This window comes from Paraburkholderia sp. BGA-UO-ETr-F12 (assembly GCF_059567945.1).
The window spans coordinates 63811-87433 of the sequence record NZ_JCAQOZ010000062.1 but is presented as its reverse complement, the minus strand read 5'-3'; the positions used below and the strand labels follow the sequence as shown (position 1 = coordinate 87433).

Sequence of the window (23623 nt, the reverse complement as noted above, 5' to 3'; positions counted from 1 at the left end):
CCATTCAGCGTGAAAGGCCTTCGCGGGCGGTCCAATCATGCCATTCCGAAAAAATTCCTTGTCTCCCGGCGCTGCGAACAGGCGTTTTGCGAGATTCACGCGTGGCTTGCAATCGGTATGGCCGCATATGGTGCACGCCGTGCTGCCGAACCTGTGCGCATTGTGCGGCAATTTGTCGCACAAGACGTTGTGCGCCGGTTGTGACGAGACTTATTGGAACGAAGGCAGGTTGCGTTGCACGGTATGCGCGGTCCCTCTGTCCGGAATGCGCTGGGCGGCTCACGCACGATATCGTTGTGCGGATTGCGTCGGCGAGCCGCCGCCGTTCGAGGTGACCCTCGCGCTCGCCGATTACCGCCAGCCGCTGGATGCACTGGCGCTTGGCCTGAAATTCCGCGCCCGGCTGATGCTGGCGCGCGAGTTCGCGCTGCGTCTTGCGCGTCTCGCGGAGGATAGCTGGGTCGACACTTCCGAGAGGCCCGACGTGCTTGCCCCCGTGCCACTGGCCGACAAACGTCTGACCGAACGCGGTTACAACCAGGCCTGGCAGATTGCCAGGCCCCTCGCCCGCGCGCTCCGTGTGCGCAGCGACGCGACCCTGCTTCATCGCGTGATCCACACCGCGCCGCAATCACGGCTCGACCTCGACGCACGCCGGCTCAACGTGGGCCGCGCGTTCAAAGTCGCCGGGCCGGTGCTGGGGCTGCATGTCGGCCTCGTCGATGACGTAATGACGACCGGCGCGACCCTCGAAGCCTTGGCGCGCACGCTCAAAACAGCCGGTGCGCGGCGCGTTACGAACTTCGTCGCGTTGCGCACGCCGAAAAACTAGTCTCTACCTGAAGCCACCATGTTCAATGTCGTTCTCGTCGAACCGGAAATCCCGCCGAACACCGGCAACGTCATTCGCCTGTGCGCCAACACCGGCGCGCGTTTGCATCTGATCGAGCCGCTCGGCTTTCCGCTCGATGACGCCAAATTGCGCCGTGCCGGACTCGACTACCACGAGTACGCGCAGATGAATGTGCACGCCGATTGGGCCGCGTTCATCGCCCAGGAAACACCCGATCCGGCGCGCATGTTCGCCTTCACTACCCGGGGCTCGGGCCGGTTTCACGAGCACGCGTTTCAATCCGGCGACTGGTTCGTGTTCGGCGCCGAAACGCGCGGCCTGCCTGACACGGTGCTCGACCAGTTCGCCAACGAGCAGCGCGTGCGTCTGCCGATGCGGCCGGGCAACCGCAGCCTGAACCTCTCGAATACGGTCGCCGTGGTCGTGTTCGAAGCCTGGCGTCAGACCGGTTTCGACGGCGGCGCCTGAAGGCGCGCCAATTCGGCTTCATAAAGCGCGAGCATGGCGTCGTCGAAGCAGGCGAATATCACACGCGTGATTTTCGGCGTGCGCGGCAAGGTTTCAAGCACGGTGCCGACGGCGATCTTCACTGCCTCGTCGGCGGGGAAATGGTAGATGCCGCAACTAATCGCGGGGAACGCAATGCTGGTGCAATGCGCCTGATGCGCCACTTCGAGCGCGCGCTGGTAGCAGGAGGCGAGAAGGTCGGCCTCGCCATGCGTGCCGCCGCGCCACACCGGGCCGACTGCGTGAATCACATGTTTGGCCGGCAAACGGTAGCCGCCGGTGACCTTCGCGTCGCCGGTCGCGCAGCCGTCGAGTGTTTCGCACTCGCGCAGCAACTCCTTGCCGGCGGCGCGGTGAATCGCGCCATCCACGCCACCGCCCCCTAGCAACGAGGTATTGGCAGCGTTGACGATCGCATCCACCGCGAGTGTCGTGATATCGACCCGGCGCGCTTCCAGTATGCAATGGTTGAAACTGGGCATGGGAACCTCGCTGGTCCGAAGCGTCGATTAAACGTGGACAGCGATAGCAGGCAGCCGTTCAGCGCTTTTCGCGCCAAACGGCTGAAAGACAAGACTTATTCTGCTTTCGAATCGCGCCGCAGCAGGGCGCTGACGGCGTCGCGGGGCGCTACGCCGTCGAACAGCACGGCGCAGACTGCCTGCGTAATCGGCATCTCGATCGCATGAGCGCGAGCAATCGCCAGCACGGCTTGCGCACAGCGCACGCCTTCGGCCACGTGACCCAATCCGCCGAGGATATCGTCGAGCGTACGGCCCGCGGCGAGTTGCACGCCGACTGTGCGATTGCGCGACAGATCGCCCGTGGCAGTCAGGATCAGATCGCCCAGCCCGGTCAGACCGGTGAACGTCTCCGCCCGTCCGCCGAGCGTCACGCCAAGACGCGACATTTCCGCGAGACCACGCGTGATCAACGCCGCACGCGCATTGAGACCGAGGCCGAGGCCATCGGCAATACCCGTGGCAATCGCCAGCACGTTCTTTACCGCGCCGCCCACCTCCACGCCGACGATGTCGTCGCCGGTATAGATGCGCATGGCGCCGTGATGGAACGCCGCCACCGTGCGTTCGCGGCACGTCAACGACGTGCTCGCGATCGTCAGCGCGACCGGCAAGCCCTGCCCGACTTCGCGCGCGAAACTCGGCCCCGACAGCACGCCGTTACTGCCATGCCCCGGCAATTCAGCCGCAACCACCTGATGCGGCAACAACTGCGAGTCGGCTTCGAAACCTTTGCACAACCACACCACATGCGCCGGCACCTCGCCCGCGTCGTGCATCGCCCGGAACAGACCCCGCAGACCGGCGACCGGTGTTGCCACGACGCATAACGCGTCGTCGGCAAGCGCGTGGTCGAGCGCGGCGTTCAGATCCGTTTCATAGCGAAGCGACGGCGGCAAAGCAACGCCCGCCAGATAGCGGGCGTTTTCGTGCGAAGCGGAGAGATCGGCGATGAGCGCGGGTTCGCGCGCCCACAGCACCGTGTCGTGCCGCGCGGCCAGATGGCCGGCGAGGGCTGTGCCCCATGCACCGGCGCCGAGGACGGCAACCTTCATAGCCGGCACCGAACGGACGCGTTAATGCGTGACGCCGTTTTGCACCGCGCCTTCCTGGCCGCCCATTTGCGCGAGACGTTGCTCGTACAGCGCCTGGAAGTTGATCTCGGCGAGGTGGATCGGCGGGAAGCCTGCACGGGTGATCGCGTCGGCGATGTTCGAGCGCAGGTACGGGAACAGGATCGTCGGGCAGGCGATGCCGACCAGCGGGTCGATCTGCTCGGCCGGAATGTTGCGGATGTCGAAAATGCCGGCTTGCTTGGCTTCGATCAGGAACGCAACCTTGTCCGACACCTTGGCCGTGACCGTGCCCGTCACGAGGATTTCGAACACGGTGTCGGCGAGGCGCTCGGCCTTCACGTCGACTTCGACTTCAACCGACGGCATTTCCTGCTCGAGGAAGATGCCCGGCGAATTCGGCTGCTCGAGCGACATGTCCTTCAGGTAGATGCGCTGGATGTTGAAAAACGGCTGGTTGTTCTCGTCGGACATGATTGAGTGATTCCCTGATAGGTATGCGTGGCGGCGGCCCGTGGCTTCACGGGCCGCCAGATCGTTGCGGCGCATCGCCTGCCCTGGCAGGGCCGGCGATGCGCCGACTTGTATTTCACCCGCCTCACTCGCGCGCCGGCCGGCGCATGAGTAGGACAGCTTGGTTCAGGCAGCTTCGAGCAGAGGCATCAAACCGCCCGCGCGATCGAGCGCGGACAGATCATCGTACCCGCCGACATGCGTCTCGCCGATGAACACCTGAGGCACCGTGCGGCGACCGGTCCGGGTCATCATTTCTTCACGACGAGCCGGGTCTTTGTCGATCAGTACCTTTTCAACGTGCTCGACGCCGCGCGACTTTAAAAGACGTTCGGCCATCTGGCAATACGGGCACACCTGCGTGCTGTACATGATCACTTTGTTCACTTGGCTGCTCCTTGTTTCACAACCGGCATACCGGCTTTCTGCCAGGCGTCGACACCACCGTCGAGAACATGGACTTCGGCGTATCCCGCATCCTGCACGATACGCGCTGCCTTGTTCGACTGCTGGCCGGTCTGGCACACCAGCAATACAGGGTTGTTCTTATTCTTCACGAGTTGCGCGACTTTCGCCTGCAACTCTGCAAATTCAAGATTCCGCGCCGCGGGCAGGTGGCCCTTGGCAAACTCGGCGGACGACCGCAGATCGATGACAGCCGCATTGCGCCGGTTGATCAGCTGGGTCGCTTCGGCGGCCGACAGGCCACCGCGGCCACGCCGGCTGATCGTTGGCCACAGCAGCAACCCACCGGAGATGAGGACGATTGCGATCAGTACAAGGTTTGTGTAATCAGTGAAAAACTTCACGGAAAATCCGCCGAAAAAGAGAGAAATCGAAAAGGGCAATCCAGCCATTATAAAATAACCGTCTGACGCGATGGCGGCGCTCCTTTAGAGGACCCTCGCAACGCTTTACCGCTTCCTCACTACTGACCGGCAATCTCATGTACAAACTCGTTCTCATCCGCCACGGCGAATCGACGTGGAACAAGGAAAACCGCTTCACGGGCTGGGTCGACGTCGACCTGACCGAGCAGGGCAATCGTGAAGCGCAGCAAGCGGGCGTGCTGCTGAAGGAATCGGGCTACACGTTCGATATCGCCTACACCTCGGTGCTCAAGCGCGCGATCCGCACCTTGTGGCACGTGCAGGATCAGATGGACCTGATGTATCTGCCGGTCGTGCATTCGTGGCGCCTGAACGAACGCCACTACGGTGCGCTATCGGGCCTGAACAAGGCGGAAACCGCCGCGAAATTCGGCGACGAACAGGTGCTGGTCTGGCGCCGCAGCTACGATACGCCGCCGCCGGCGCTGGAACCGACAGACGAACGCGCGCCCTACAACGACCCGCGCTACGCCAAGGTGCCGCGCGAACAACTGCCGCTCACCGAGTGCCTGAAAGACACCGTCGCGCGCGTTTTGCCGTTGTGGAACGAGTCGATTGCGCCGGCCATCAAGTCGGGCCGCAAAGTCGTGATCGCCGCGCACGGCAACTCGATCCGCGCCATGGTGAAGTACCTCGACAACATTTCGGACGAAGACATCGTCGGCCTGAACATTCCGAACGGCGTGCCGCTCGTCTATGAACTCGACGAAAACCTGAAGCCGATCAAGCACTACTATCTGGGCGACCAGGACGCGATCGCCAAGGCGCAAGCCGCCGTGGCCAAGCAAGGCAAAGCGGGCTAAGCCTGGCTCGAGCCACAACCCTGTGGCAAAAAATGCCGCGGGGTTGCCGAAGATGGGCGGGGGCGCCGCCCATATGGCTCGCGCGCCATCTGGCTGCCATCTTCCTGTTACCGCACATTACTTCATCATCGCAGCGCATCTCTCACGAACCAGGTCTGACCCGGGCTGTCGAATCACGATAGCCTGTGCTGCGCCCTGACTGGGCGAGTGTGCAGTTATACTTGTCCGTCCCCATCTCTATCGACGCTGCCACGCGCTTCCGACCGCAACAGACTCTATGCGAAAGAACCTGAAAAATATCGGCCTGATTGCCGCGGGCCTTGCTACCGGCGTATTCGCCACCCTGCAACTCTCCGCCTCGGCCCAGCAACCCGCCAGCGCCGCCTCGAGCGCCGTTGCACCGCTGCCACTGGACCAACTCAGGCTGTTTGCCGAAGTTTTCGGGCAAATCAAGCATGAATACGTCGAACCGGTCGACGACAAGAAGCTCCTCACCGCCGCCATCAAGGGCATGGTATCGAGCCTCGACCCGCACTCGTCGTATCTCGACAAGACCGATTACGAAGAACTGCAGGAGCAGACCAAGGGTCGCTTCGCGGGTCTCGGCATCGAAATTTCGTCCGAAGACGGCCTGATCAAGGTGATCTCGCCGATTGAAGACACGCCTGCCTTCCGCGCCGGTATCCGTCCGGGCGACCTGATCACCCGCATCAACGACAAACCTGTGCGCGGCATGACGCTCGACCAGGCCGTCAAGCAGATGCGCGGCGATCCGGGCACCAAGGTGACGCTGACCATCTTCCGCAAGACCGACGACCGCACGTTCCCGCTCACGGTAACGCGCGCGATCATCAAGGTTCAGTCGGTCAAGATGAAGATCCTGGCGCCGGGCTACGCATATATCCGCATCACCAGCTTCCAGGAACGCACCACGCCTGATCTGGCCGCGAAACTGCAGGACATCGCCCGTCAACAGCCGAATCTGAAGGGTCTCGTGCTCGATCTGCGCAATAACGGCGGCGGTCTGCTGCAAAGCGCGGTTGGCGTAGCCGGCGCGTTCCTGCCACCGAACTCGGTGGTGGTGTCCACCAACGGCCAGATTCCGGATTCGAAGCAGGTCTATCGCGACACGTACGATAACTACCGCCTGCAATCGTTCGACAGCGATCCGCTGAAAGACGAAGCACCGATCTTCAAGACCGTGCCGATGATCGTGCTGACCAACGCCTACTCGGCGTCGGCTTCGGAAATCGTCGCGGGCGCGCTGCAGGATCAGCATCGTGCGCTGATCGTCGGCAAGACCACGTTCGGCAAGGGTTCGGTGCAAACCGTCCGCCCGATGACGGCCGATACGGCCCTGCGTCTGACCACGGCGTACTACTACACGCCGAGCGGCCGTTCGATCCAGAACAAGGGCATCCGTCCTGACATCGCGGTCGATCAGTACGCGGAAGGCGATCCGGACGACGCGCTCGTTACCCGCGAAGTCGACTACTCGAACCACCTTGCGAACACGCAGGATCCGAACGAGAAGAAGGAAGCGGAACAGCGCGAACAGGAGCGCATGGACCAACTGCGCCAGCTTGAAGAGCAGAACGACAAGAAGACGCCGGAACAGCGTCAGAAGGATCGTGAGCGCAAGCCGGTCGAGTTCGGTTCGGCTGACGACTTCATGCTGCAACAGGCACTGAACAAGCTGGAAGGCAAGCCGGTGCAGGAATCGAAGTCGCTGACCGAGCGGCGTCTGGCGCAGAACAAGCCGGCAGCGTCGGCGTCCGCGCCGGTCGCGGTGAAGCCGACGCAACCGGTGCCGGGCGCTTCGGGCCCGGTCCCGGCCTCCGCGCCTGCTACGCAAAGCAATTAAGCAGTGAATCCAGCGTGCCCTTGCAGCCTGTCCGGCTGCAAGGGCACGTCGCGGTGGACGCTGGCGTATGCATCGCAATACGTAGCGCAATACCCAACCCCAGCACCAGCACGAACACCCACTCCCTCGCGCGATTAAAATAACGAAAACGCGCATGGCAGGCCACCGGCCCTGCTTTTCATTGCGCGACACTCCACGCGCCCCGCCATGAACGACGATCAACTCCTCCGCTATTCCCGCCATATCCTCGTCGACGAAATCGGCATCGAGGCGCAGCAGCGCTTTATCGACGCGCACGCGATCATCGTCGGTGCGGGCGGTCTGGGCTCGCCTGCAGCGATGTATCTGGCGGCGGCAGGCGTCGGCCGCCTGACGCTGGTCGATGCCGATACGGTCGACCTGACCAATCTGCAACGGCAGATTCTGCACGTGAGCGCGTCGGTCGGGCGCAAGAAGGTGGAGTCCGGACGCGACGCGATCGCCCAGATCAATCCCGAGGTGGTGGTGAACGCGGTCGCCGAACGGGTCGACGATGCGTGGCTCGATCGCGAGGTGCCGCACGCCACCGTCGTGCTGGATTGCACCGACAACTTCGCGACCCGCCACGCGATCAACCGGGCCTGCGTGAAACACGGCGTGCCGCTGGTGTCGGGTGCGGCGTTGCGCTTCGACGGCCAGATCAGCACGTTCGATTTCCGCGACGAAACGTCGCCCTGCTATGCGTGCGTGTTCCCCGAAGATCAGCCGTTCGAGGAAGTCGCGTGCTCGACCATGGGCGTGTTCGCGCCCACGGTCGGCATCATCGGCTCAATGCAGGCCGCTGAAGCGCTAAAGGTGATCGGCGCAATCGGCACGCCGCTAGTGGGCCGCCTCACGATGCTTGATTCACTGCGAATGGAGTGGAACACAATGCGCATTGCGCGCCAGCCGGATTGCCCGGTATGCGGGCAACGACATCGAGTTTGAGTCCGAACGAGACCCGAATAAAAAACGCCGCACATGTGCGGCGTTTTCCGTTTAAGAACCGGAGCAGTTTTCAGTGTCAGGCGAGCACCACCCGCTTGAGCGCAGCCTGCACCTCTTCCGGTTCGAACGAAGCCAGCACGTCGGCCACCGGCTTCTCGAGCGTCTTCAGATGCGAGCGCAGAACTTCCTGCTTGACCACCAGCAACTGGCTAGGATGCATCGAAAATTCGGTGAGGCCCATGCCGAGCAGCAGACGCGTCAAAGCCGGATCGCCCGCCATCTCGCCGCACACTGACACCGGCACACCGGCCCGCTTCGCCTCACGCAGCGTAAAGGCGATCAGATGCAGCACCGCCGGATGCAGCGGGTCGTATAAATGCGCGACCGAGTTATCCGCGCGATCGATCGCCAACGTGTACTGGATCAGATCGTTCGTGCCGATCGACAGGAAATCCAGCCGCTTGAGAAACAGCGGCAACGCAATCGCGGCAGCCGGAATCTCGATCATCGCGCCGACCTGCACGTTCGGATCGTAGGCGATACCGGCATCGTCAAGCTGCCGCTTGGCTTCGCGAATCAGATCGAGCGTCTGATCGATCTCCTGCGCATGCGCGAGCATCGGAATCAGAATCTTCACCTTGCCGAACGCCGACGCGCGCAGAATCGCGCGCAACTGCGTCAGGAACATCTGCGGCTCGGAGAGGCTCCAGCGAATCGCTCTGAGCCCCAAAGCAGGATTCGGTGCGGTTTCGTAGCCGTCGCCGCCGGCCATCGAATCGAGTGGCTTGTCGGCGCCGACGTCGATCGTACGGATCGTTACCGGCAAACCGTTCATCAGTTCGACCGCGCGCCGGTAGGCTGCAAACTGCTCCTCCTCTTCCGGCATGTGGTGCTTGTGATTCATGAACAGAAACTCGGTGCGGAACAGACCGACGCCGGTCGCGCCGGAATCGACCGCGGCGCGTGCGTCCTCGGGCAATTCGATGTTCGCGCACAGTTCGATACGCGTGCCGCACAATGTCTGCGTGGGCGAGAACTTCAGCCGTTGCAGCTTGCGCTGCTCAAGCGCCTTTTCGCTCTGCCGATATGAATACTCTTCGAGCACGATCGGCGCTGGATCGACGATCACGATGCCGTGATCGCCGTCGACAATGATCAGGTCGTCCTGCCGGATCAGCGCGCTCGCATGCTGCACGCCGACCGCGGCCGGAATGCCGAGACTGCGCGCGACGATCGCCGTATGCGAGGTCCGTCCGCCCAGATCGGTGACGAAACCCTGAAACGTTTGCGTCTTGAATTGCATCATATCGGCCGGCGCGATGTCGTGCGCGACCACAATCATCTCGTCACAGGTACCGTGCACGCCGTCCACCAGCGCCCCCGTCGCGCCGGCAAGCGCCTTCAGCACGCGCTCCACCACCTGTTCGATGTCGGCTTTGCGCTCACGCAGGTATTCGTCTTCGATATCGTCGAAATGGCGCGACAGGCGCTCGAGTTGTTCCGTCAGCGCCCATTCGACGTTGTAGCGGCGCGTACGGATCAGGTCGATGGTTTCCTGCACGAGCATCGCATCGTTCAGGATCATTGAATGAACGTTGATGAACGCGCCCATTTCGCTCGGCGCATCCGCGGCAAGATCGGCACGCAACGTGTCGAGCTCTTGATGCACCTGTTGTTGGGCCGTGCGAAAACGCTCGATCTCGCCCTCGATCTGAGCGGGTTCGATCAAATAGTGGTCTACGTCAAGTGCAGCCGGGGCGATCAGATAAGCCCGCCCGATGGCGATACCGCGTGACACGGGAATTCCATGCAGCGTGAATGACACGCGCACCTCCTCTAGTTGTGTGATGCCGCGGCAAACCGCTGCAATGCTCTCAGACTCTCATTGTCATTATAAATTCCGCACCCTTTGCAAGTACGCCGGGGCTGTGTGCAGCGCAGCACGAAATACCGTAAGCGGCCACGAGAATGCGGCCTCATTGGCCCTGCGTTCGGGCAACGCTCCCCAACGCGCCGCCGGCACTATCGGCTCACGCCTTCGAACCGCTCGTGCACTACTCTTGCACGATTGTCTCGCGCTAAAAAAAATGCCGCGGACAGCCGCGGCATTTTGCTTCAGGCAACAAGAACGCGCGAATTCACTGACCTTCGCCAAATTTATCGGCAATCAGTTTCAGCAATGCGTCCATTGCCTCTTTTTCGTCGGCGCCCTCGGTTTCGATCAGCACCGTACTGCCTATACCCGCGGCCAGCATCATCACACCCATGATGCTCTTGGCGTTGATGCGGCGGCCATTGCGGCTCATCCAGATTTCAGCCTGGTAGTTGCCCGCGAGTTGCGTCAACTTGGCCGACGCGCGCGCGTGCAGCCCCAGCTTGTTCACAATAGTCGTTTCCTGTTGCAGCATGTGATGGTCCGAAGCGCGGGTGAATGTTGTGGTGAAAGGTGAAACTGCAAACCAGCCGCAATCGGGCCGCAGCCCGACCGCAATCGTCTAAAACCGTACGGTCCGCTTACAACCCGGTCGAGCCCACTTTCTGGGTCAGGTCGGCCTCGGGTGGCAACGCGGGCAAACAGTCGCCGGATCCCGCGGGAGGCGCAACCGGTGCCGGCGTGGCAGGTCCGATTGCGTGCACGCCCTTGGTGGCTCCGGCGAGCGCCTTGTCGACCAGCGTGTCGAGCGGCGTTGCGCGATAACAGACCGCGCGCACCAGCATCGGCAGATTGACGCCGCACAGCACGCGCACGTTCGGCACCGAGGCGAGCCGCCCGGCGATATTCGCCGGCGTGGCGCCAAACATGTCGGTGAGGACGAGCGCGCCGTTTTCTTCCTTGAGCCGCTCGATCTCCGAATGCGCGAATGCAACCTGCTGTGCCGGATCGCAATCCGGCGATACGTCGATCACACCGATACGCGCCGGCAAGCCACCGTAAATGTGCGAAATACAATCGCGCAACGCGGTGGCGAACGGAGCGTGCGCAATGATCAGAATGCCTGCCATGTCAGCCTTACTGCAAAAGATCGGCCCGAACCGTGGACCGGGACGAAACCCGGTTCGTAAGCACCCTCGACCGGCCGTGGGTCGGGAGCGCCGGAACGCACTATCTGACGAGCGGCCCGCGTCGCCCGATACCGCGACGGCGTTGGCGGCAAACAACTCGCCTACAGTCCGCAATCCATGCCCGCAGCGCCTCGCAGACGCCCTCGATGCGGCTTGGCGCGGGAGAGCGGGCATTGTATCAGGCCCATTTTCGCGCCAAAGCCGGCGTCTTGCTTGATGCGGATTTACTACACAGTTTGGGGGCCATGGCGGCCATTCAAGGGTTGCGCCTCAGTTGCGCCTCCTTTGTGCATCAAGCCGCCGCGCGCTCCAGAGCGTCGATGAACATCGCCGCGACGTCGAAGCCGGTCTGATCCATGATCTCGCGGAAACATGTCGGGCTCGTCACGTTCACCTCGGTAAGCCAGTCGCCGATCGCGTCCAGCCCGACCAGCAGCAGACCGCGCGCGGCTAGCACCGGCGCGAGCGTGTCGGCGATCTTGCGGTCGTGCTCAGTGAGCGGTCGCGCCACGCCCAGTCCGCCGGCCGCCAGATTGCCGCGAACCTCATTACCCTGAGGAATCCGCGCGAGCGAAAACGGCACCGCTTCACCGCCGATCAGCAGAATGCGCTTGTCGCCTTCCTTGATTTCGGGGATGAACTTTTGCGCCATCACCGAGCGCGCGCCGTCGTGGCTCAGCATCTCGATGATCGAGCCCAGATTCATGCCGTCGGCCTTCACGCGAAACACACCCATGCCGCCCATGCCGTCGAGCGGCTTCAGGATCACGTCGCCGTGTTCTTCATGGAAGGCGCGCAAGCGGGCGGCGTCGCGCGTCACCAAAGTCGGCGCCACGAACTGCGCGAACTCGCCGATCGCCAGTTTTTCCGAATGATCGCGAATCGCCTGCGGCTTGTTGAAGATGCGCGCGCCGCCGCGCTCGGCCATTTCCAGCAGCCAGGTCGACGTCACGTATTCCATATCGAACGGCGGGTCTTTACGCATCACCACCGCGCTGAATTGTTTCAGCGAACGCGGCGCGGCTGCTTCGGCGGCGTACCACGTGTCGCGATGCAGGTCCGTTACGTCGCCGACGATCGCAAAGCGCTGCACGTTCGCCTCGACGTCGCCGCCAGTCCACGCCAGATGCTTCGGCTCGCAGGTGTAAAGCGTGTGGCCACGACGCGCGGCCTCGGCCATCATCGCGTAGGTCGAGTCTTTGTAGATCTTGAACTGCGTGAGCGGATCGGCGATGAAAAGAATGTCCATGAGGATTCCGGTGCGCCCTTAGGGCTTGGCATTGATCGTCAATAGGGTCGGCGAAAATGGCGACGGCGGCACGCACGCCGCCATTGCCCCTCTCGCGAGATTTAAACCTGAATCGCTTCCGGATCGGTCTTTTCCAGTTCGACCGATGCGGCCAGCAACCCGAGTCGCGCCACCACGCCGTACATATAGAAGCGGTTCGGCACCGCTGCGCCGGGCTTGGCATGAGCATCCGGCAGCGCCGTATGCTCGAAGCCGAGCGGCACGAAATGCATGCCCGGTGCGTTCAGATTCTGATCGCGCTCGCGGCTGCCGTGCACGCGGTAGAAGCCGCCGACCACGTAACGGTCGATCATATACACGACCGGCTCGGCGACTTCCTCGCCGATCCGCTCGAAGGTGTACACGCCTTCCTGCACAATCACGTCATGCACTTCGAGGCCGTCTTTGGTGGCGGCCATCTTGGCGCGCTCGCGCTTGGTCAGCGCGGCCACTTCCGACGCGTCGTGCACGGTCATCACGCCCATGCCGTAAGTGCCCGCATCCGACTTGATGACGACATACGGTTTCTCGGAAATACCGTACTCGCGATACTTTTTGGCGATCTTCTTGAGCACGCCGTCGATCGCATCGGCCAGCGCTTCTTCACCCGTGCGTTCCTGAAAATCGACCCCTTCGACATGCGCGAAGTACGGATTGATCATCCACGGATCGATTTCGACCATTTTCGCGAACTTCTTCGCGACGTCGTCATAGCAGGAGAAATGCGTCGATTTGCGGCGCACGGCCCAGCCGGCGTGCAGCGGCGGCAGCAAATACTGCTCATGCAGATTTTCGAGCACCGGCGGAATGCCGCCCGACAGGTCATTGTTCAGCAGAATCGAACACGGGTCGAAATTCTTCAGACCGAGGCGCCGCTGCGACCGCTCGAGCGGTTCGAGCACCAGCTTCTGGCCGTCGGACAAGGCAATCGTGACCGGGCCGACGATGCTTTCGTCGAGCGTGCCGAAGCGCACGTTCAGGCCGGCTTGGCGCATGATCGCCGCCAGACGGGCAACATTCTCGAGATAAAACGCGTTGCGCGTATGGCGCTCGGGGATCACCAGCAGATTCTTCGCGTCCGGGCAGATCTTCTCGATCGACGCCATCGCGGCCTGCACGGCGAGCGGCAGCACTTCCTGCGGCAGATTGTTGAATGCGCCGGGAAACAGATTGGTGTCGACCGGTGCGAGTTTGAACCCCGCGTTACGCAGATCGACCGAACAGTAGAACGGCGGCGTGTGCTCCTGCCATTCAAGCCGGAACCAGCGTTCGATGGCGGGCGTAGCGTCGAGGATCTTCCGCTCGAGATCGAGCAGCGGGCCGTTTAACGCCGTAACTAGGTGCGGAACCATTGATCACTCGCAGACTGGAGAAAAAAGATTGTAGAGCAAATGCTTTGTCCATTTGGGGACGGTTTCTCCATTCGCAAGCGGACGCGAATGCATTCTCACTATCGTGATGATAGGCAGGGAAATCTGCTGTTCACAAGACGGGTCGCAATAAAAAAGCCCGCCATAAAGGCGGGCCAAAGTCGCTGCGCTTATTTCTGACCCGCAAGCCCCTGGAGCTTGCAGGGGAATTCTTATTCGACGTGTTCGCCGTGCAGGCTGACGTCCAGACCTTCGCGTTCCTCTTCTTCCGTCACGCGGATGCCCATCGTCATGTCGATGATCTTCAGCAGGATGTAGCTCACCACGCCGCTGTAGATCAGCGTCGTCAGCACGCCCTTGGCTTGCAGGATCACGCTGCCGTCCGCGCCGCCAATGTCCTTGACCGCGAACACGCCGGTCAGCAGCGCACCCACGATACCGCCGATGCAGTGCACGCCGAACGCGTCGAGCGAATCGTCGTAACCGAGCTTGTGCTTGAGCCACGTGGCCGACCAGAAGCAGATCACGCCTGCCGCGATGCCGATCACCAGCGAACCCGCCATACCGACGAAGCCCGAAGCCGGCGTAATCGCCACCAGACCTGCCACGGCACCCGACACGATACCGAGTACCGACGGCTTACCCTTGGTTGCCCATTCAGCGAACATCCATGCCAGTGCTGCTGCCGCGGTTGCCACTTGCGTTGCGAACATCGCGAAACCGGCACGGCCGTCTGCCGCCACTGCCGAACCCGCATTGAAGCCGAACCAGCCCACCCACAGCATGGCGCCACCGATCAGCGTGAGCGTCAGGTTGTGCGGCGCCATCGCTTCCTTGCCGTAGCCGATACGCTTGCCGAGCACCAGCGCGCAGACCAGCGCCGCGATACCGGCATTGATGTGCACCACCGTGCCGCCCGCGAAGTCGAGGATGCCCGCGCTAGCCAGCCAGCCGGTCGGTTCCCAGACCATGTGCGCGATCGGCGAGTAGACGATGATCGACCACAGCGTCATGAACACCAGCATTGCCGAGAACTTCATACGGTCTGCAAACGCACCCGTGATCAGCGCCGGGGTGATGATCGCGAACGTCATCTGATAGACGACGTAGACCGTTTCCGGGATCGTCGGCGCGAGGTGGCTGACCGTCAGCGTGGTCGCCTTGTCGCCCTTGATGTAGTTCATGCCCGCCATGAAGAAGCGCGAGAAGCCGCCGATGAACGAGTTGCCCGGCGTGAACGCGAGGGTATAGCCGATCACGACCCAGATGATCGACACCAGACAGGTAATCGCGAAGCTCTGCATCAGGATCGCGAGCACGTTCTTCTTGCGGACCATGCCGCCGTAGAACAGCGCCAGACCCGGGATCGTCATGAACAGCACGAGCGCGGTGGAGGTCAGCATCCAGGCGGTGTCGCCCGAATTGATCTTCGACGAATCGACCGAGAACGGCGCGGTCGGTGCGGCAGGTGCGGCGTCCGAGGCTGCCGGCGCGGCTGCGGCGGCGCTGGCAGCCGGTGCGGCGGACGCGTCAGCGGCCGGTGCCGAAGCGGCGGCGGCAGCAGGTGCTGCCGAGGCGTCCGGTGCCGGCGCGCTCGCCGTCGTATCGGAAGCCGCTGCCGAGGCGGCTGCGGGGGCGGAAGCGTCGTCCGCGAGGGCGGCGCCGATACCGCCCGCGAGCAGCGAACCGGCCATCAGCAAGGACATCATTAATTTGCGCATCTTCATTTCCTCTTGTCGCTATCTGTGTCGCTATCTTTTGGTGTTACAGAGCGTCCGCGCCGGTCTCCCCGGTGCGAATCCGAATCACCTGCTCGATCGGGGTGACGAAAATCTTGCCGTCGCCGATCTTGCCGGTGCGTGCCGCGCGCTCGAGCGCCTCGATCGCCTGATCGACGATGTCGTCCGAGACAGCCGCCTCGATCTTCACCTTCGGCAGGAAATCGACGACGTATTCAGCGCCCCGATAGAGTTCCGTGTGGCCCTTCTGACGACCGAAGCCTTTGACTTCCGTCACCGTGATGCCCGAGACGCCGATGGCCGACAAGGCTTCGCGCGCCTCATCGAGCTTGAACGGCTTGATGATTGCGGTAATGAGTTTCATGAAATCCCTCGCTAAGTTGCGTAACCCGTTTGCGTAACCCGTTGCGTACCCTGTTTGCTTACCTGTAATCCGTTCGCGTGGTCTCGTTCCGACGCCGGTAAAAGCACCCGGCAGTGCGCGCGGGGCAGTAACAGCAACTCGCATGCCATGTTGTGTCAGACTTCGTCCGGGGCTCGCTGCGAAAGGGGCCCAAGCGGCCCTGGCTGAACGGCCAACGTTGGCGGGGCACGGTGGCGCGGCGTATGGATCGTTGCTAGAGTGTTCGAAGGCATTTAACGTTTGAGCGCGCACCAAACGGGCTCACGCGGCAGCGGCAGGTAATCGCCCATGCACCAAGACGAACCATTCGCCGGACCAAAGCACAGACGTAACGAAACATGCACATTTTTTGTGCATCAAGGGGAACACCATGAAACAACCGAACGATGTCTTTAACGATTTGCAGGCTCGTATGAGCGAGCTGTTCAAGAACTCGCCGGCCAAAGATGTCGAACGCAACGTGAAAGCGATGCTGTCGCAGGGCTTTTCCAAGCTCGACCTGGTCACGCGTGAGGAATTCGATACGCAGACGCAGGTGCTGGTACGCACCCGCGCGCGCCTCGAAGAGCTGGAGCGCCGCGTCGCCGAGCTAGAGCAGAAGCTGCCGGTCACGACGCAAACGTCCTGAGGCTTTGCGCGCAGCGTTGTAGCTGCGCAGTGCTGCACATCACTGGCAAGCGAGCCGTGACGTCATCAGCGTTTTAGGGGACTCGCGCGCGCCTGTGCGTGCCGTCCGACGGGAGAAAACATGTCGCTTGCCGTGGTGCGCAGTCGCGCGCCGGCCTCTGGCCGCGCGCCCGAAGTAACCGTCGAGGTTCACCTCGCGAACGGATTACCCTCTTTTTCGATCGTCGGCCTCCCCGATCTGGAAGTGCGCGAAAGCCGTGAGCGCGTACGCGCGGCACTGCAGAACTGCAGCTTCGATTTCCCCGTGCGGCGTATCACCGTCAATCTCGCGCCCGCCGATTTGCCCAAGGAATCGGGTCGCTTCGATTTGCCCATCGCGCTCGGCATCCTCGCCGCCAGCGGGCAGATTCCGGCGGAGTCGCTGCTGCATCGCGAATTTGCCGGTGAGTTGTCTCTCACCGGTGCGTTGCGCCCCATGCGCGGCGCGTTCGCCATGGCGTGCGGCACGGCGCGCAGCGGCAGGGCGCCCGGCGCGCTGACATCGTTCGAAGACATCGCCATGGCCTCGGCTTGCCCGGCCACGGCCGCTTCACCCCAGCCTGCGCGCACGCCCCAGCTTTATCTGCCGGCGGCGAGCGCGGCGGAAGCGGCGCTGGTGCCCGGCGTGGATGTGTACGGTGCCACGGACCTTCCCACGCTGTGCGCCCATCTCAACGGCGCGCCCGACGGGCAGCTCCGTCCGGTTCCGGCGCCCGACCTGAGCGGCTTCACTCCATCCGTAGTGCCGGACATGGCGGACGTGATCGGCCAGCGCGGCGCACGCCGCGCGCTCGAAGTGGCGGCGGCCGGCGGTCATCACGTGTTGCTGGTCGGGCCGCCGGGCGCCGGCAAGTCGATGCTGGCGGCACGGCTGCCCGGCCTCCTGCCCACCATGACGGACGACGAAGCGCTCACCTCGGCCGCCTTGCTGTCCGCGAGCCGCGCCGGCTTTTCACCGTCGCAGTGGCGGCAGCGGCCGTTTCGCGCGCCGCATCATTCGTCGAGCGCGGCAGCGCTCGTGGGCGGACGCAATCCGCCGCAGCCCGGCGAAATCACGCTGGCGCATCTCGGCGTGCTGTTTCTGGACGAATTGCCTGAATTCGACCGTCACGTGCTGGAAACCTTGCGCGAACCGCTGGAAGCGAGCCGCATCACGATCTCACGCGCGGCGTTGCAGGCGGATTTTCCAGCAGCGTGCCAGCTGATCGCTGCAATGAATCCCTGCCCGTGCGGCTGGCGCGGCGACCCGGGCGGCCGGTGCCGCTGCACGCCCGACATCGCCGCGCGCTATCTGCGCAAGCTATCCGGACCGCTGCTCGATCGCATCGATATCCAGCTGGAAATTCCCGCGCTCACGCCCGCCGAGTTGTCGGCACGTTCCGATGTGTGCGGCGAGGCAAGCGCGACTATCGCGGCGCGCGTCAATACGGCGCGCGCCCGGCAACTCGCGCGACAAGGCAAGACCAACCGCGAGTTGAGCGGCCGGGAGGTAGACGATGTCTGCCGGCTCGACGCCGCCGGCGAAGCCCTGCTGCGAGAGGCCGGCGAGCGCTTCGGCTGGTCTGCGCGCGCGTACTACCGCGTGCTGAAGGTGGCGCGAAGCGTCGCCGATCTGGCCGGCGCGGACATGCCGGAGGTAAGTCACATCGGAGAAGCCGTTCAGTACCGGCGGGTATTCGCGGCGCAGTGAGGCGGCACGTCTTCCGTGCCGCTGGCGCTTCGACCGGAGCCGCACCACGTCACCACGTGTACTTCACGCCCGCCATCCCGGCGAGCCGCTGATAGCTGCTGCTCGCAAAGCCCCACGACACGTTGCCCCACGTTTGCCAGCCGCGAGCGAACCGGTATTGCAGACCGGCTTTCAGTTCGGCGGCGTTGTGCGGCACGCCGTCGAACGCGATGGTCACGCCGTCCATCGAGATGGCGTTCTGGCGGTTGTTGTACCACCAGTTGGCTTCGAACGAAGCCTGAATCACATCGCCGCCCGCACGCGCGAAATCTCGGTAAAGGCGTGCGCCGAGACGTGTCGTGATGCCGCCCGAGCGGTTGTCGGTGACCGTCGTGCCGTTGACCTCGGTATGGGTGCCGGCGTTGTAGTCGGTGTAGATAAACTGGCCTTGTGGCTCGATCACCCAGTCGTTGCCGAATGGCTGGATGGCATAGCCCAGCTCGAGCGAGCCCGTCCAGCTGTGGGCGCTGTACTGTTCGCCCGGCAACAAGGCGCCCTGGACCTGATTGTTGAAGTTGCCGTATTGCACCCAACTGTCCACGTAAGCGCCGAGCCGGCTTTTTTCATTGGCGAACCAGGTTGCATAAGCGCCCACGGCGTAGCCGTTCACCTGGCCGTGCGCATCGTACGGGTTGCCGTCCGCGCTAGCATTCGTGCGCATGTTGCCGTAAGCCGCCATCAGCCCCGCGTGAATGCGATCCACGCCACGCCAGCCGGTCCACTGCGCTACGTCGCCGCCTGCCTGCAACACTTCGCCTTGCGTGTTGACGCTCAGTTCGCCGCCGGCTGCCTGGCTGCGCAGGCTCGCCCCCGACACCCGCGCCCAACCCGCCGCCACGGGCGCGCCGCCGTTCGCACGCGCGCCGTCCGGAGATTGCGGATCGCCTGTGCGGTCATGCTGCGTCAGCAGGAACATGGTCTGCGCTGCGTACTGATTGCCCATATAGACGCCCACCTCCGGACGTAGCAGCTTCGCCGGCGTGGGCGGAGGCGGCGGAGGCGGAGGAGGCGGAGGAGGAGGCGGCGGCGGCGGCTCGGGCTTCTCCGAGCGCAAATACCACTGACCGTCGTTCGGATTGGCCACACCACCCTGAAACAGCCGGTATTCGTAAGGCCCGGCGACGGCCCGTCCGTCGAGCACGAAAGCGCCGGCAGCCGAGCGGCCGGCGTCGTTCACCTGCACGAGGCGGATGCCGTCTTCCGGCGTATAGGCGCCCGCGCCGCCCACGTGTTGCACGCTCACATGCGTGGCGCCGCCCGTCCCGACACTGACCGCATTCGCCACCAGCATGTCGCTCTGCGATGTCGCGCCTCCCTTGTCCAGCACGCTGTCGAGCAGGAGTTTGCCGCCATTCGAGGTATAGGTTCCGCCCACCACCAGACGGTCGCCCGTCACGCCGTTGGCCAGCGTGAGCGTGCCGTGGTTATCCAGATCTCCCGCGATCGTGAAGGTAGCGTCGGGCCCGCCGGCGAGCGCGGGCAACGTGTTGCCGACGCCAATCATTCCCATGTTCAGCACGGAACCGTTCACCTTGCCGTAGCCGCCGAGCGCGGCCCCCTCCGCCACACTGATCGCACCCGCGCCCGCCAGTTGTGCATCGGAATGCGACGCGTCGCCGATCACCAACGCGCCCGCCGTCACGTTCGTGTTGCCCGTGTACGTCTGCACGCTATTCAGGATCAGGGTGCCGGTTCCGCTCTGCGCCACCGCGCCGCTACCACTGACAACGCCGCCATACACGAGCGTGTCCGAGCGGTCGAAAACCAGTGTGCCGTCGTTCACCACGTTGCCGGCGAGGCTGCCGCGCGTGCCGCCGTTGCCGATCTGCAGCGTGCCGCCGTCGATGGTCGTACCGCCGGTATGGGCGACGTCGCCGGTGAGAACGAGCGTGCCCGCGCCTGCCTGCAATAGCGATCCGCTACCGCTGATCGCGCCGCTGTAACCGAGCGTATCCGCGCGGTTGAAAACCAGCGCGCCGTCATTCACGACGTCGCCCGTCAGTGTGCCGCTCGTGCCGCCGTCGCCGATCTGCAGTGTGCCGGCCGCGACGGTCGTGGTGCCGGTGAAGCTGTTTTGCCCGGTGAGCAGCAAAGTCCCGAGGCCCTGCTTGATCAGCGCCCCGGCGCCGCCAATGGGACCGCTCAGCGTAACGGTGTACGCCTGGGTGTCGATCGAGCCGACGCTATTGAGCGTCACGGCCCGCGCACTGGCGAGCGACGCCGCGGCCTGCAGTGCGCCACCATTGAAGACGAGCGCGCCGGACACACCGCCTAGATTCGCATCCGACGTCACCTTCGTCGTGCCGGCGTTGAAATACGTGCCGCCCGTATACGAATTCGCGGACGTCAGCGTCAGCGTGCCGCTACCCGCCTGCGCCACCGCACCCGAACCACTGATCACGGTGCCGATGTTCACCGCGTCGGCCCGGTTGAAGATCAGCGCACCGTTATCGACGATGTTGCCGCTCACGCTGCCCGTCGTCCCGCCATTGCCGATCTGCAGCGTCCCTCCCGCGTTGATCGTCGTGCCGCCGCCCACGCCGTTGTTGCTCAGCGCCCCGGTGATGGTCAACGTGCCGCTGCGCACCGTGGTGGCAGCCGCCGTGGTGCCGGTGGTGGACACGTTGCCGCTCAGCAGCCAGTTCGTGCCCGCCATGGTCAGTCCGGCGAGGCCGACGAGACTGCTGTCCTCGTTGCCCGTTCCTTTCAGCGAAAGCTTGTTGCCCGCCGTGCCGGCGGCAACCACCAGATCGCCGTTGAGCACCGATCCCGTGTCGAGCGTGATCAGATTGCCGCTGCCCGTGACGGAGATAGCGGTCCCGCCGGTGCCGGTAAGCGTGCCGGAATTGTTGACCACGCTCCCAACCCCGGTGATCAGCAAGCCGATCGGACCGGCGATCGTGCCGCCGGCATTGTCGATTTCCGCCGAAGCATTGCTGCCAACCCATACGCCCGCACTCGAACCGGTGGCGTGGGACGTGATCGTGCCGTTGTTGACCAACGTGCCGAACGTATTGCCGGCGAATTCCACGGCATTTACGTTGCCGCTGGTTTGCAACGTGGCGCCGACATGATTGGTGAAGGTACCCTCCAGGCTACCGCCACCTATGCTCAGGGCAACACCCGTAACGGCGACGGTCCCCGCATTGGTCCCCACGAAACTGCCGCCATTCGACGCGATGCCCGTGAAACCGCTGATGAGACCGCTCGCGCCTTGCGCGAAGCTGCCACCCGAGATGAAATTGACCGCCGTGCCCGACGCAGCGTTCGCGCTGATCGTGCCGTCGTTGCTCACGGCGCCGCCGTCCACAGCCATGTAGACGCCGTTTTGCGCGCCCGACACCGAAGCGCCCGCATGGTTATAGACGGTGCCGCCGTTCGACATCGCGATGCCGCTGCTCGCGCCGCCCTGCACGCTGCCGTAGTTGTCCACCCGCGCGCCGTTGGCCGCTGCCGAGGACAGATTGACGCCGTTGGCGGCGCCGCTGATCGATCCTTCGTTGCTCAGCGTCCAGTTCTGCGCGTTCGAGCCGCTAACGCCGTCGCCCGAGGCGGCGTTGACGACCGTGCCGCTCGGTGCGTCGAACCGGGACGCGCCGGGGCTCAAGGTCTGGAGTTGAATCGTGCTGCTGGAGGGCGGAATGACGACCTGCGCGCTGGCGCACGGCGCCGTGACGGAAGCAGCAATCAGGCAAAGCGGCAAGGGCCGCAGAGCCAGCCTTGGCAGGCAGGTGCGATGTCGGCTCAGACGGGTTGAATGGCGATCAGGAATAGGGTTTTTATCCGACTCGCCGAATTGCCGTCTTATGTTTAAATGAATTCCGTCAAATAACTGCGCTTCTCCAGCAACATTTTTTGATTTTTTCATTGTTATCGTTCAGGAAATCACGTCATGACTGGGCGGCTGGACAGATGATAAATCCCCTAACCAGCCGTTCATACAAGCTATTTCCGTACTACAACGGAGCCTCGCTCACCGTTGTGAAGCTTGATCAGCAATAACCGGTTCGAATAAACCCAATGCGCATCAATCAGAATTGACGTGAATGACGTTAGCTCAGGATTGGCGAATCAGGAAACACCTTTCTCGAAACTTACTATGTGATTTAAGAAAGAACAAGCCGCACGCCATGCAAGGAGCATCGAATTCCGACGAATACTCGTATTACGCTCGCTGGCACCACTAAAACGGATTTCAAACAATGCCGCTGGCCGTCACGCACATCGGGCAAAACCCCTGTGGAAAAGATCGAACGATACATCGTGCACAAACTGCCTGATGACGAAAAAAATCGCTGTCAAGACTTGACTTATGCACACAGGCCCGTTCCAGATAGATTTTGAAACAACTGAAAGGCGAATGAAGTGCTCGCCGGGAAGTGCCTTGATTCAATTGACTTTTTTTGGCGTGGCGCCGACTCGAAAAACTAGCAGAAGGCCCGCCAGACGGCCTTGTGCGACCAAACAGCCGGACTTCTCAACAGAGTTATCCACAGGCTGCGTAGCCAAACCAAAAACCTCAACGTAAACCGGTAATTAGCGCGTGATGCTGCGAATGAACTTTCAATGTCACCGCTTATCCGAGACGCCGAGGTCGGCCAAAACTACCGGTTCTAGTACAGCTTGAACGATGTGAAAAACTGGTCGATCTGCTCCGGCGGGAGTGGCTTCGAAGCAATGATGGCCGCCTGATAAACGTGACGGTTGCGCGCGACGATTCGCGCGTAGACAAGCCGCGATTCGTGCTTCGAGCCGGCCGCACCGCTCAGATTCATTTCGAGCCCCAACACCTGACCGCCTGCGGCGAGCGGAATCTGCACGGCGTGAGCCTCGGGTGCGACGCCCACATTGCGCGCCAGGCCCGTGCGCAGGAATTCGAGCGCGGCGCGCTGGGTTTGCGGGTCGTCGTTTGGCAGCATCACCGTGCCCACTGCAAATACCGCGTCGCCGGCTTCGGCGGTCTGCATCGCCATCTGCATGGCGGTGCCGTCGATCTGCACCGCGCGCTGGTCGTTGCCCGGCTTGGCCGGCAAGTCCACGGTGTAGCCGTTGTCGTTGTTCATGACGGTGCGCCAATCGTAAGTCGGCGAGCATGCGCACAGCGTGGCGGCCAGCGCCAGTGCGCAGGCGGCTGTGCGCCACGGCGAGCGGCCTGCCGGCCGTAAAGCGTGATGAGCAGCGGGGAGACGGCAAAGACGAGGGGTGAAACGGCGAAATACGGGTTGGCGCATAGGGACGGAAGACCAGCCTGACGAAGTCGTAAAACCCTTATTATCCGCTCGCCGCGCCCGCCTGCCGCACGGAACGAATACGGCTACAATAGCGAAACCCAAATCGGCGGACATTCAAGCGGCGCATTCCGAAAGTGATGTGGC

21 protein-coding genes are annotated in these 23623 nt (G+C 63.1%); 7 read left to right on the top strand and 14 right to left on the bottom strand.

The window, feature by feature from the left end; all coding sequences use genetic code 11:
- Nucleotides 1-37 precede the first annotated feature (37 nt).
- Both AC57B6_RS30405 and trmL read left to right on the top strand, forming a co-directional pair.
- Nucleotides 38-832, top strand: coding sequence for a ComF family protein (locus AC57B6_RS30405; RefSeq protein WP_496422719.1), 795 nt, complete (start codon nucleotides 38-40; stop codon nucleotides 830-832).
- 18 nt (nucleotides 833-850) lie between these two features.
- On the top strand, nucleotides 851-1321 hold the full coding sequence (gene trmL, locus AC57B6_RS30400) for a tRNA (uridine(34)/cytosine(34)/5-carboxymethylaminomethyluridine(34)-2'-O)-methyltransferase TrmL (RefSeq protein WP_028199039.1): 471 nt from the start codon (nucleotides 851-853) through the stop codon (nucleotides 1319-1321).
- Here the strand turns inward: trmL and AC57B6_RS30395 are convergent.
- From AC57B6_RS30395 to AC57B6_RS30375, 5 genes are all read right to left on the bottom strand, one after another.
- A complete protein-coding gene (locus tag AC57B6_RS30395) occupies nucleotides 1294-1842 on the bottom strand; it encodes an O-acetyl-ADP-ribose deacetylase (RefSeq protein ID WP_496422718.1) in 549 nt (182 codons plus the stop codon). The two genes, trmL and AC57B6_RS30395, sit on opposite strands and share 28 nt — an antisense overlap.
- A 95-nt stretch (nucleotides 1843-1937) precedes the next feature.
- Nucleotides 1938-2936 (bottom strand): NAD(P)H-dependent glycerol-3-phosphate dehydrogenase, encoded by a 999-nt coding sequence (locus AC57B6_RS30390; protein ID WP_028199037.1) that lies wholly within the window; start codon nucleotides 2934-2936, stop codon nucleotides 1938-1940.
- Between the two features lie 21 nt (nucleotides 2937-2957).
- A complete protein-coding gene (gene secB, locus AC57B6_RS30385) occupies nucleotides 2958-3428 on the bottom strand; it encodes a protein-export chaperone SecB (RefSeq protein ID WP_028199036.1) in 471 nt (156 codons plus the stop codon).
- 165 nt (nucleotides 3429-3593) lie between these two features.
- The gene (grxC, locus tag AC57B6_RS30380) at nucleotides 3594-3854 is read right to left on the bottom strand and encodes a glutaredoxin 3 (protein ID WP_028199035.1); all 261 of its coding nucleotides are present in this window, start codon (nucleotides 3852-3854) and stop codon (nucleotides 3594-3596) included.
- Nucleotides 3851-4276 carry a rhodanese-like domain-containing protein gene (locus tag AC57B6_RS30375; protein ID WP_106352138.1) on the bottom strand — a complete coding sequence of 142 codons (426 nt, stop codon included), beginning with the start codon at nucleotides 4274-4276 and terminating at the stop codon, nucleotides 3851-3853. The genes grxC and AC57B6_RS30375 overlap by 4 nt, the downstream gene beginning before the upstream one ends.
- A gap of 137 nt (nucleotides 4277-4413) precedes the next feature.
- Between AC57B6_RS30375 and gpmA the strand changes: the two genes are divergently transcribed.
- The 3 genes from gpmA to AC57B6_RS30360 all read left to right on the top strand — a co-directional run bounded on the left by gpmA (nucleotide 4414) and on the right by AC57B6_RS30360 (nucleotide 7990).
- Complete coding sequence (gene gpmA, locus AC57B6_RS30370) at nucleotides 4414-5160, top strand: 2,3-diphosphoglycerate-dependent phosphoglycerate mutase (protein ID WP_028199033.1); 747 nt, start codon at nucleotides 4414-4416, stop codon at nucleotides 5158-5160.
- Between the two features lie 277 nt (nucleotides 5161-5437).
- Nucleotides 5438-7024 (top strand): S41 family peptidase, encoded by a 1587-nt coding sequence (locus tag AC57B6_RS30365; RefSeq protein ID WP_030099950.1) that lies wholly within the window; start codon nucleotides 5438-5440, stop codon nucleotides 7022-7024.
- Between the two features lie 207 nt (nucleotides 7025-7231).
- Nucleotides 7232-7990: a HesA/MoeB/ThiF family protein gene (locus AC57B6_RS30360; RefSeq protein WP_028199031.1), complete on the top strand. Its 759-nt coding sequence runs from the start codon at nucleotides 7232-7234 to the stop codon at nucleotides 7988-7990.
- A gap of 76 nt (nucleotides 7991-8066) precedes the next feature.
- Here AC57B6_RS30360 and ptsP read toward each other — a convergent pair whose 3' ends face one another.
- The 7 genes from ptsP to AC57B6_RS30325 form a co-directional block, all read right to left on the bottom strand.
- On the bottom strand, nucleotides 8067-9815 hold the full coding sequence (gene ptsP, locus AC57B6_RS30355) for a phosphoenolpyruvate--protein phosphotransferase (protein WP_028199030.1): 1749 nt from the start codon (nucleotides 9813-9815) through the stop codon (nucleotides 8067-8069).
- 313 nt (nucleotides 9816-10128) lie between these two features.
- Nucleotides 10129-10398 carry an HPr family phosphocarrier protein gene (locus tag AC57B6_RS30350; RefSeq protein ID WP_007179472.1) on the bottom strand — a complete coding sequence of 90 codons (270 nt, stop codon included), beginning with the start codon at nucleotides 10396-10398 and terminating at the stop codon, nucleotides 10129-10131.
- Between the two features lie 106 nt (nucleotides 10399-10504).
- On the bottom strand, nucleotides 10505-10993 hold the full coding sequence (locus tag AC57B6_RS30345) for a PTS sugar transporter subunit IIA (RefSeq protein WP_028199029.1): 489 nt from the start codon (nucleotides 10991-10993) through the stop codon (nucleotides 10505-10507).
- 352 nt (nucleotides 10994-11345) lie between these two features.
- Nucleotides 11346-12302, bottom strand: coding sequence for a glutathione synthase (gshB, locus tag AC57B6_RS30340; RefSeq protein WP_028199028.1), 957 nt, complete (start codon nucleotides 12300-12302; stop codon nucleotides 11346-11348).
- Between the two features lie 101 nt (nucleotides 12303-12403).
- Complete coding sequence (gene gshA, locus AC57B6_RS30335; protein ID WP_028199027.1) at nucleotides 12404-13693, bottom strand: glutamate--cysteine ligase; 1290 nt, start codon at nucleotides 13691-13693, stop codon at nucleotides 12404-12406.
- 230 nt (nucleotides 13694-13923) lie between these two features.
- Nucleotides 13924-15432 (bottom strand): ammonium transporter, encoded by a 1509-nt coding sequence (locus tag AC57B6_RS30330; RefSeq protein ID WP_028199026.1) that lies wholly within the window; start codon nucleotides 15430-15432, stop codon nucleotides 13924-13926.
- 43 nt (nucleotides 15433-15475) lie between these two features.
- Complete coding sequence (locus AC57B6_RS30325; protein WP_006048089.1) at nucleotides 15476-15814, bottom strand: P-II family nitrogen regulator; 339 nt, start codon at nucleotides 15812-15814, stop codon at nucleotides 15476-15478.
- A 409-nt stretch (nucleotides 15815-16223) separates the two neighbouring features.
- Here AC57B6_RS30325 and AC57B6_RS30320 point away from each other — a divergent pair, with 409 nt between their 5' ends.
- Entirely contained in the window at nucleotides 16224-16481 is a 258-nt protein-coding gene (locus AC57B6_RS30320; protein ID WP_028199025.1) for an accessory factor UbiK family protein, read from the top strand.
- Nucleotides 16482-16601: 120 nt separating this feature from the next.
- Complete coding sequence (locus tag AC57B6_RS30315; RefSeq protein WP_106352050.1) at nucleotides 16602-18209, top strand: YifB family Mg chelatase-like AAA ATPase; 1608 nt, start codon at nucleotides 16602-16604, stop codon at nucleotides 18207-18209.
- Nucleotides 18210-18258: 49 nt separating this feature from the next.
- Here the strand turns inward: AC57B6_RS30315 and AC57B6_RS30310 are convergent, their stop codons facing one another.
- The gene (locus AC57B6_RS30310; RefSeq protein ID WP_496422717.1) at nucleotides 18259-21951 is read right to left on the bottom strand and encodes an autotransporter outer membrane beta-barrel domain-containing protein; all 3693 of its coding nucleotides are present in this window, start codon (nucleotides 21949-21951) and stop codon (nucleotides 18259-18261) included.
- Nucleotides 21952-22861: 910 nt separating this feature from the next.
- On the bottom strand, nucleotides 22862-23479 hold the full coding sequence (locus tag AC57B6_RS30305) for a hypothetical protein (RefSeq protein WP_028199022.1): 618 nt from the start codon (nucleotides 23477-23479) through the stop codon (nucleotides 22862-22864).
- Nucleotides 23480-23623: the final 144 nt, after the last annotated feature.

Excerpts from the sequence above, each read along its gene's own strand:
- AC57B6_RS30405 (WP_496422719.1), top strand. The coding sequence starts at position 38 with ATGCCATTCCGAAAAAATTCCTTGTCTCCCGGCGCTGCGAACAGGCGT.
- trmL (WP_028199039.1), top strand. The coding sequence starts at position 851 with ATGTTCAATGTCGTTCTCGTCGAACCGGAAATCCCGCCGAACACCGGC.
- AC57B6_RS30395 (WP_496422718.1), bottom strand. The coding sequence starts at position 1,842 with ATGCCCAGTTTCAACCATTGCATACTGGAAGCGCGCCGGGTCGATATC.
- AC57B6_RS30390 (WP_028199037.1), bottom strand. The coding sequence starts at position 2,936 with ATGAAGGTTGCCGTCCTCGGCGCCGGTGCATGGGGCACAGCCCTCGCC.
- secB (WP_028199036.1), bottom strand. The coding sequence starts at position 3,428 with ATGTCCGACGAGAACAACCAGCCGTTTTTCAACATCCAGCGCATCTAC.
- gpmA (WP_028199033.1), top strand. The coding sequence starts at position 4,414 with ATGTACAAACTCGTTCTCATCCGCCACGGCGAATCGACGTGGAACAAG.
- AC57B6_RS30365 (WP_030099950.1), top strand. The coding sequence starts at position 5,438 with ATGCGAAAGAACCTGAAAAATATCGGCCTGATTGCCGCGGGCCTTGCT.
- AC57B6_RS30360 (WP_028199031.1), top strand. The coding sequence starts at position 7,232 with ATGAACGACGATCAACTCCTCCGCTATTCCCGCCATATCCTCGTCGAC.
- AC57B6_RS30350 (WP_007179472.1), bottom strand. The coding sequence starts at position 10,398 with ATGCTGCAACAGGAAACGACTATTGTGAACAAGCTGGGGCTGCACGCG.
- AC57B6_RS30345 (WP_028199029.1), bottom strand. The coding sequence starts at position 10,993 with ATGGCAGGCATTCTGATCATTGCGCACGCTCCGTTCGCCACCGCGTTG.
- gshB (WP_028199028.1), bottom strand. The coding sequence starts at position 12,302 with ATGGACATTCTTTTCATCGCCGATCCGCTCACGCAGTTCAAGATCTAC.
- gshA (WP_028199027.1), bottom strand. The coding sequence starts at position 13,693 with ATGGTTCCGCACCTAGTTACGGCGTTAAACGGCCCGCTGCTCGATCTC.
- AC57B6_RS30330 (WP_028199026.1), bottom strand. The coding sequence starts at position 15,432 with ATGCGCAAATTAATGATGTCCTTGCTGATGGCCGGTTCGCTGCTCGCG.
- AC57B6_RS30325 (WP_006048089.1), bottom strand. The coding sequence starts at position 15,814 with ATGAAACTCATTACCGCAATCATCAAGCCGTTCAAGCTCGATGAGGCG.
- AC57B6_RS30320 (WP_028199025.1), top strand. The coding sequence starts at position 16,224 with ATGAAACAACCGAACGATGTCTTTAACGATTTGCAGGCTCGTATGAGC.
- AC57B6_RS30315 (WP_106352050.1), top strand. The coding sequence starts at position 16,602 with ATGTCGCTTGCCGTGGTGCGCAGTCGCGCGCCGGCCTCTGGCCGCGCG.
- AC57B6_RS30305 (WP_028199022.1), bottom strand. The coding sequence starts at position 23,479 with ATGCGCCAACCCGTATTTCGCCGTTTCACCCCTCGTCTTTGCCGTCTC.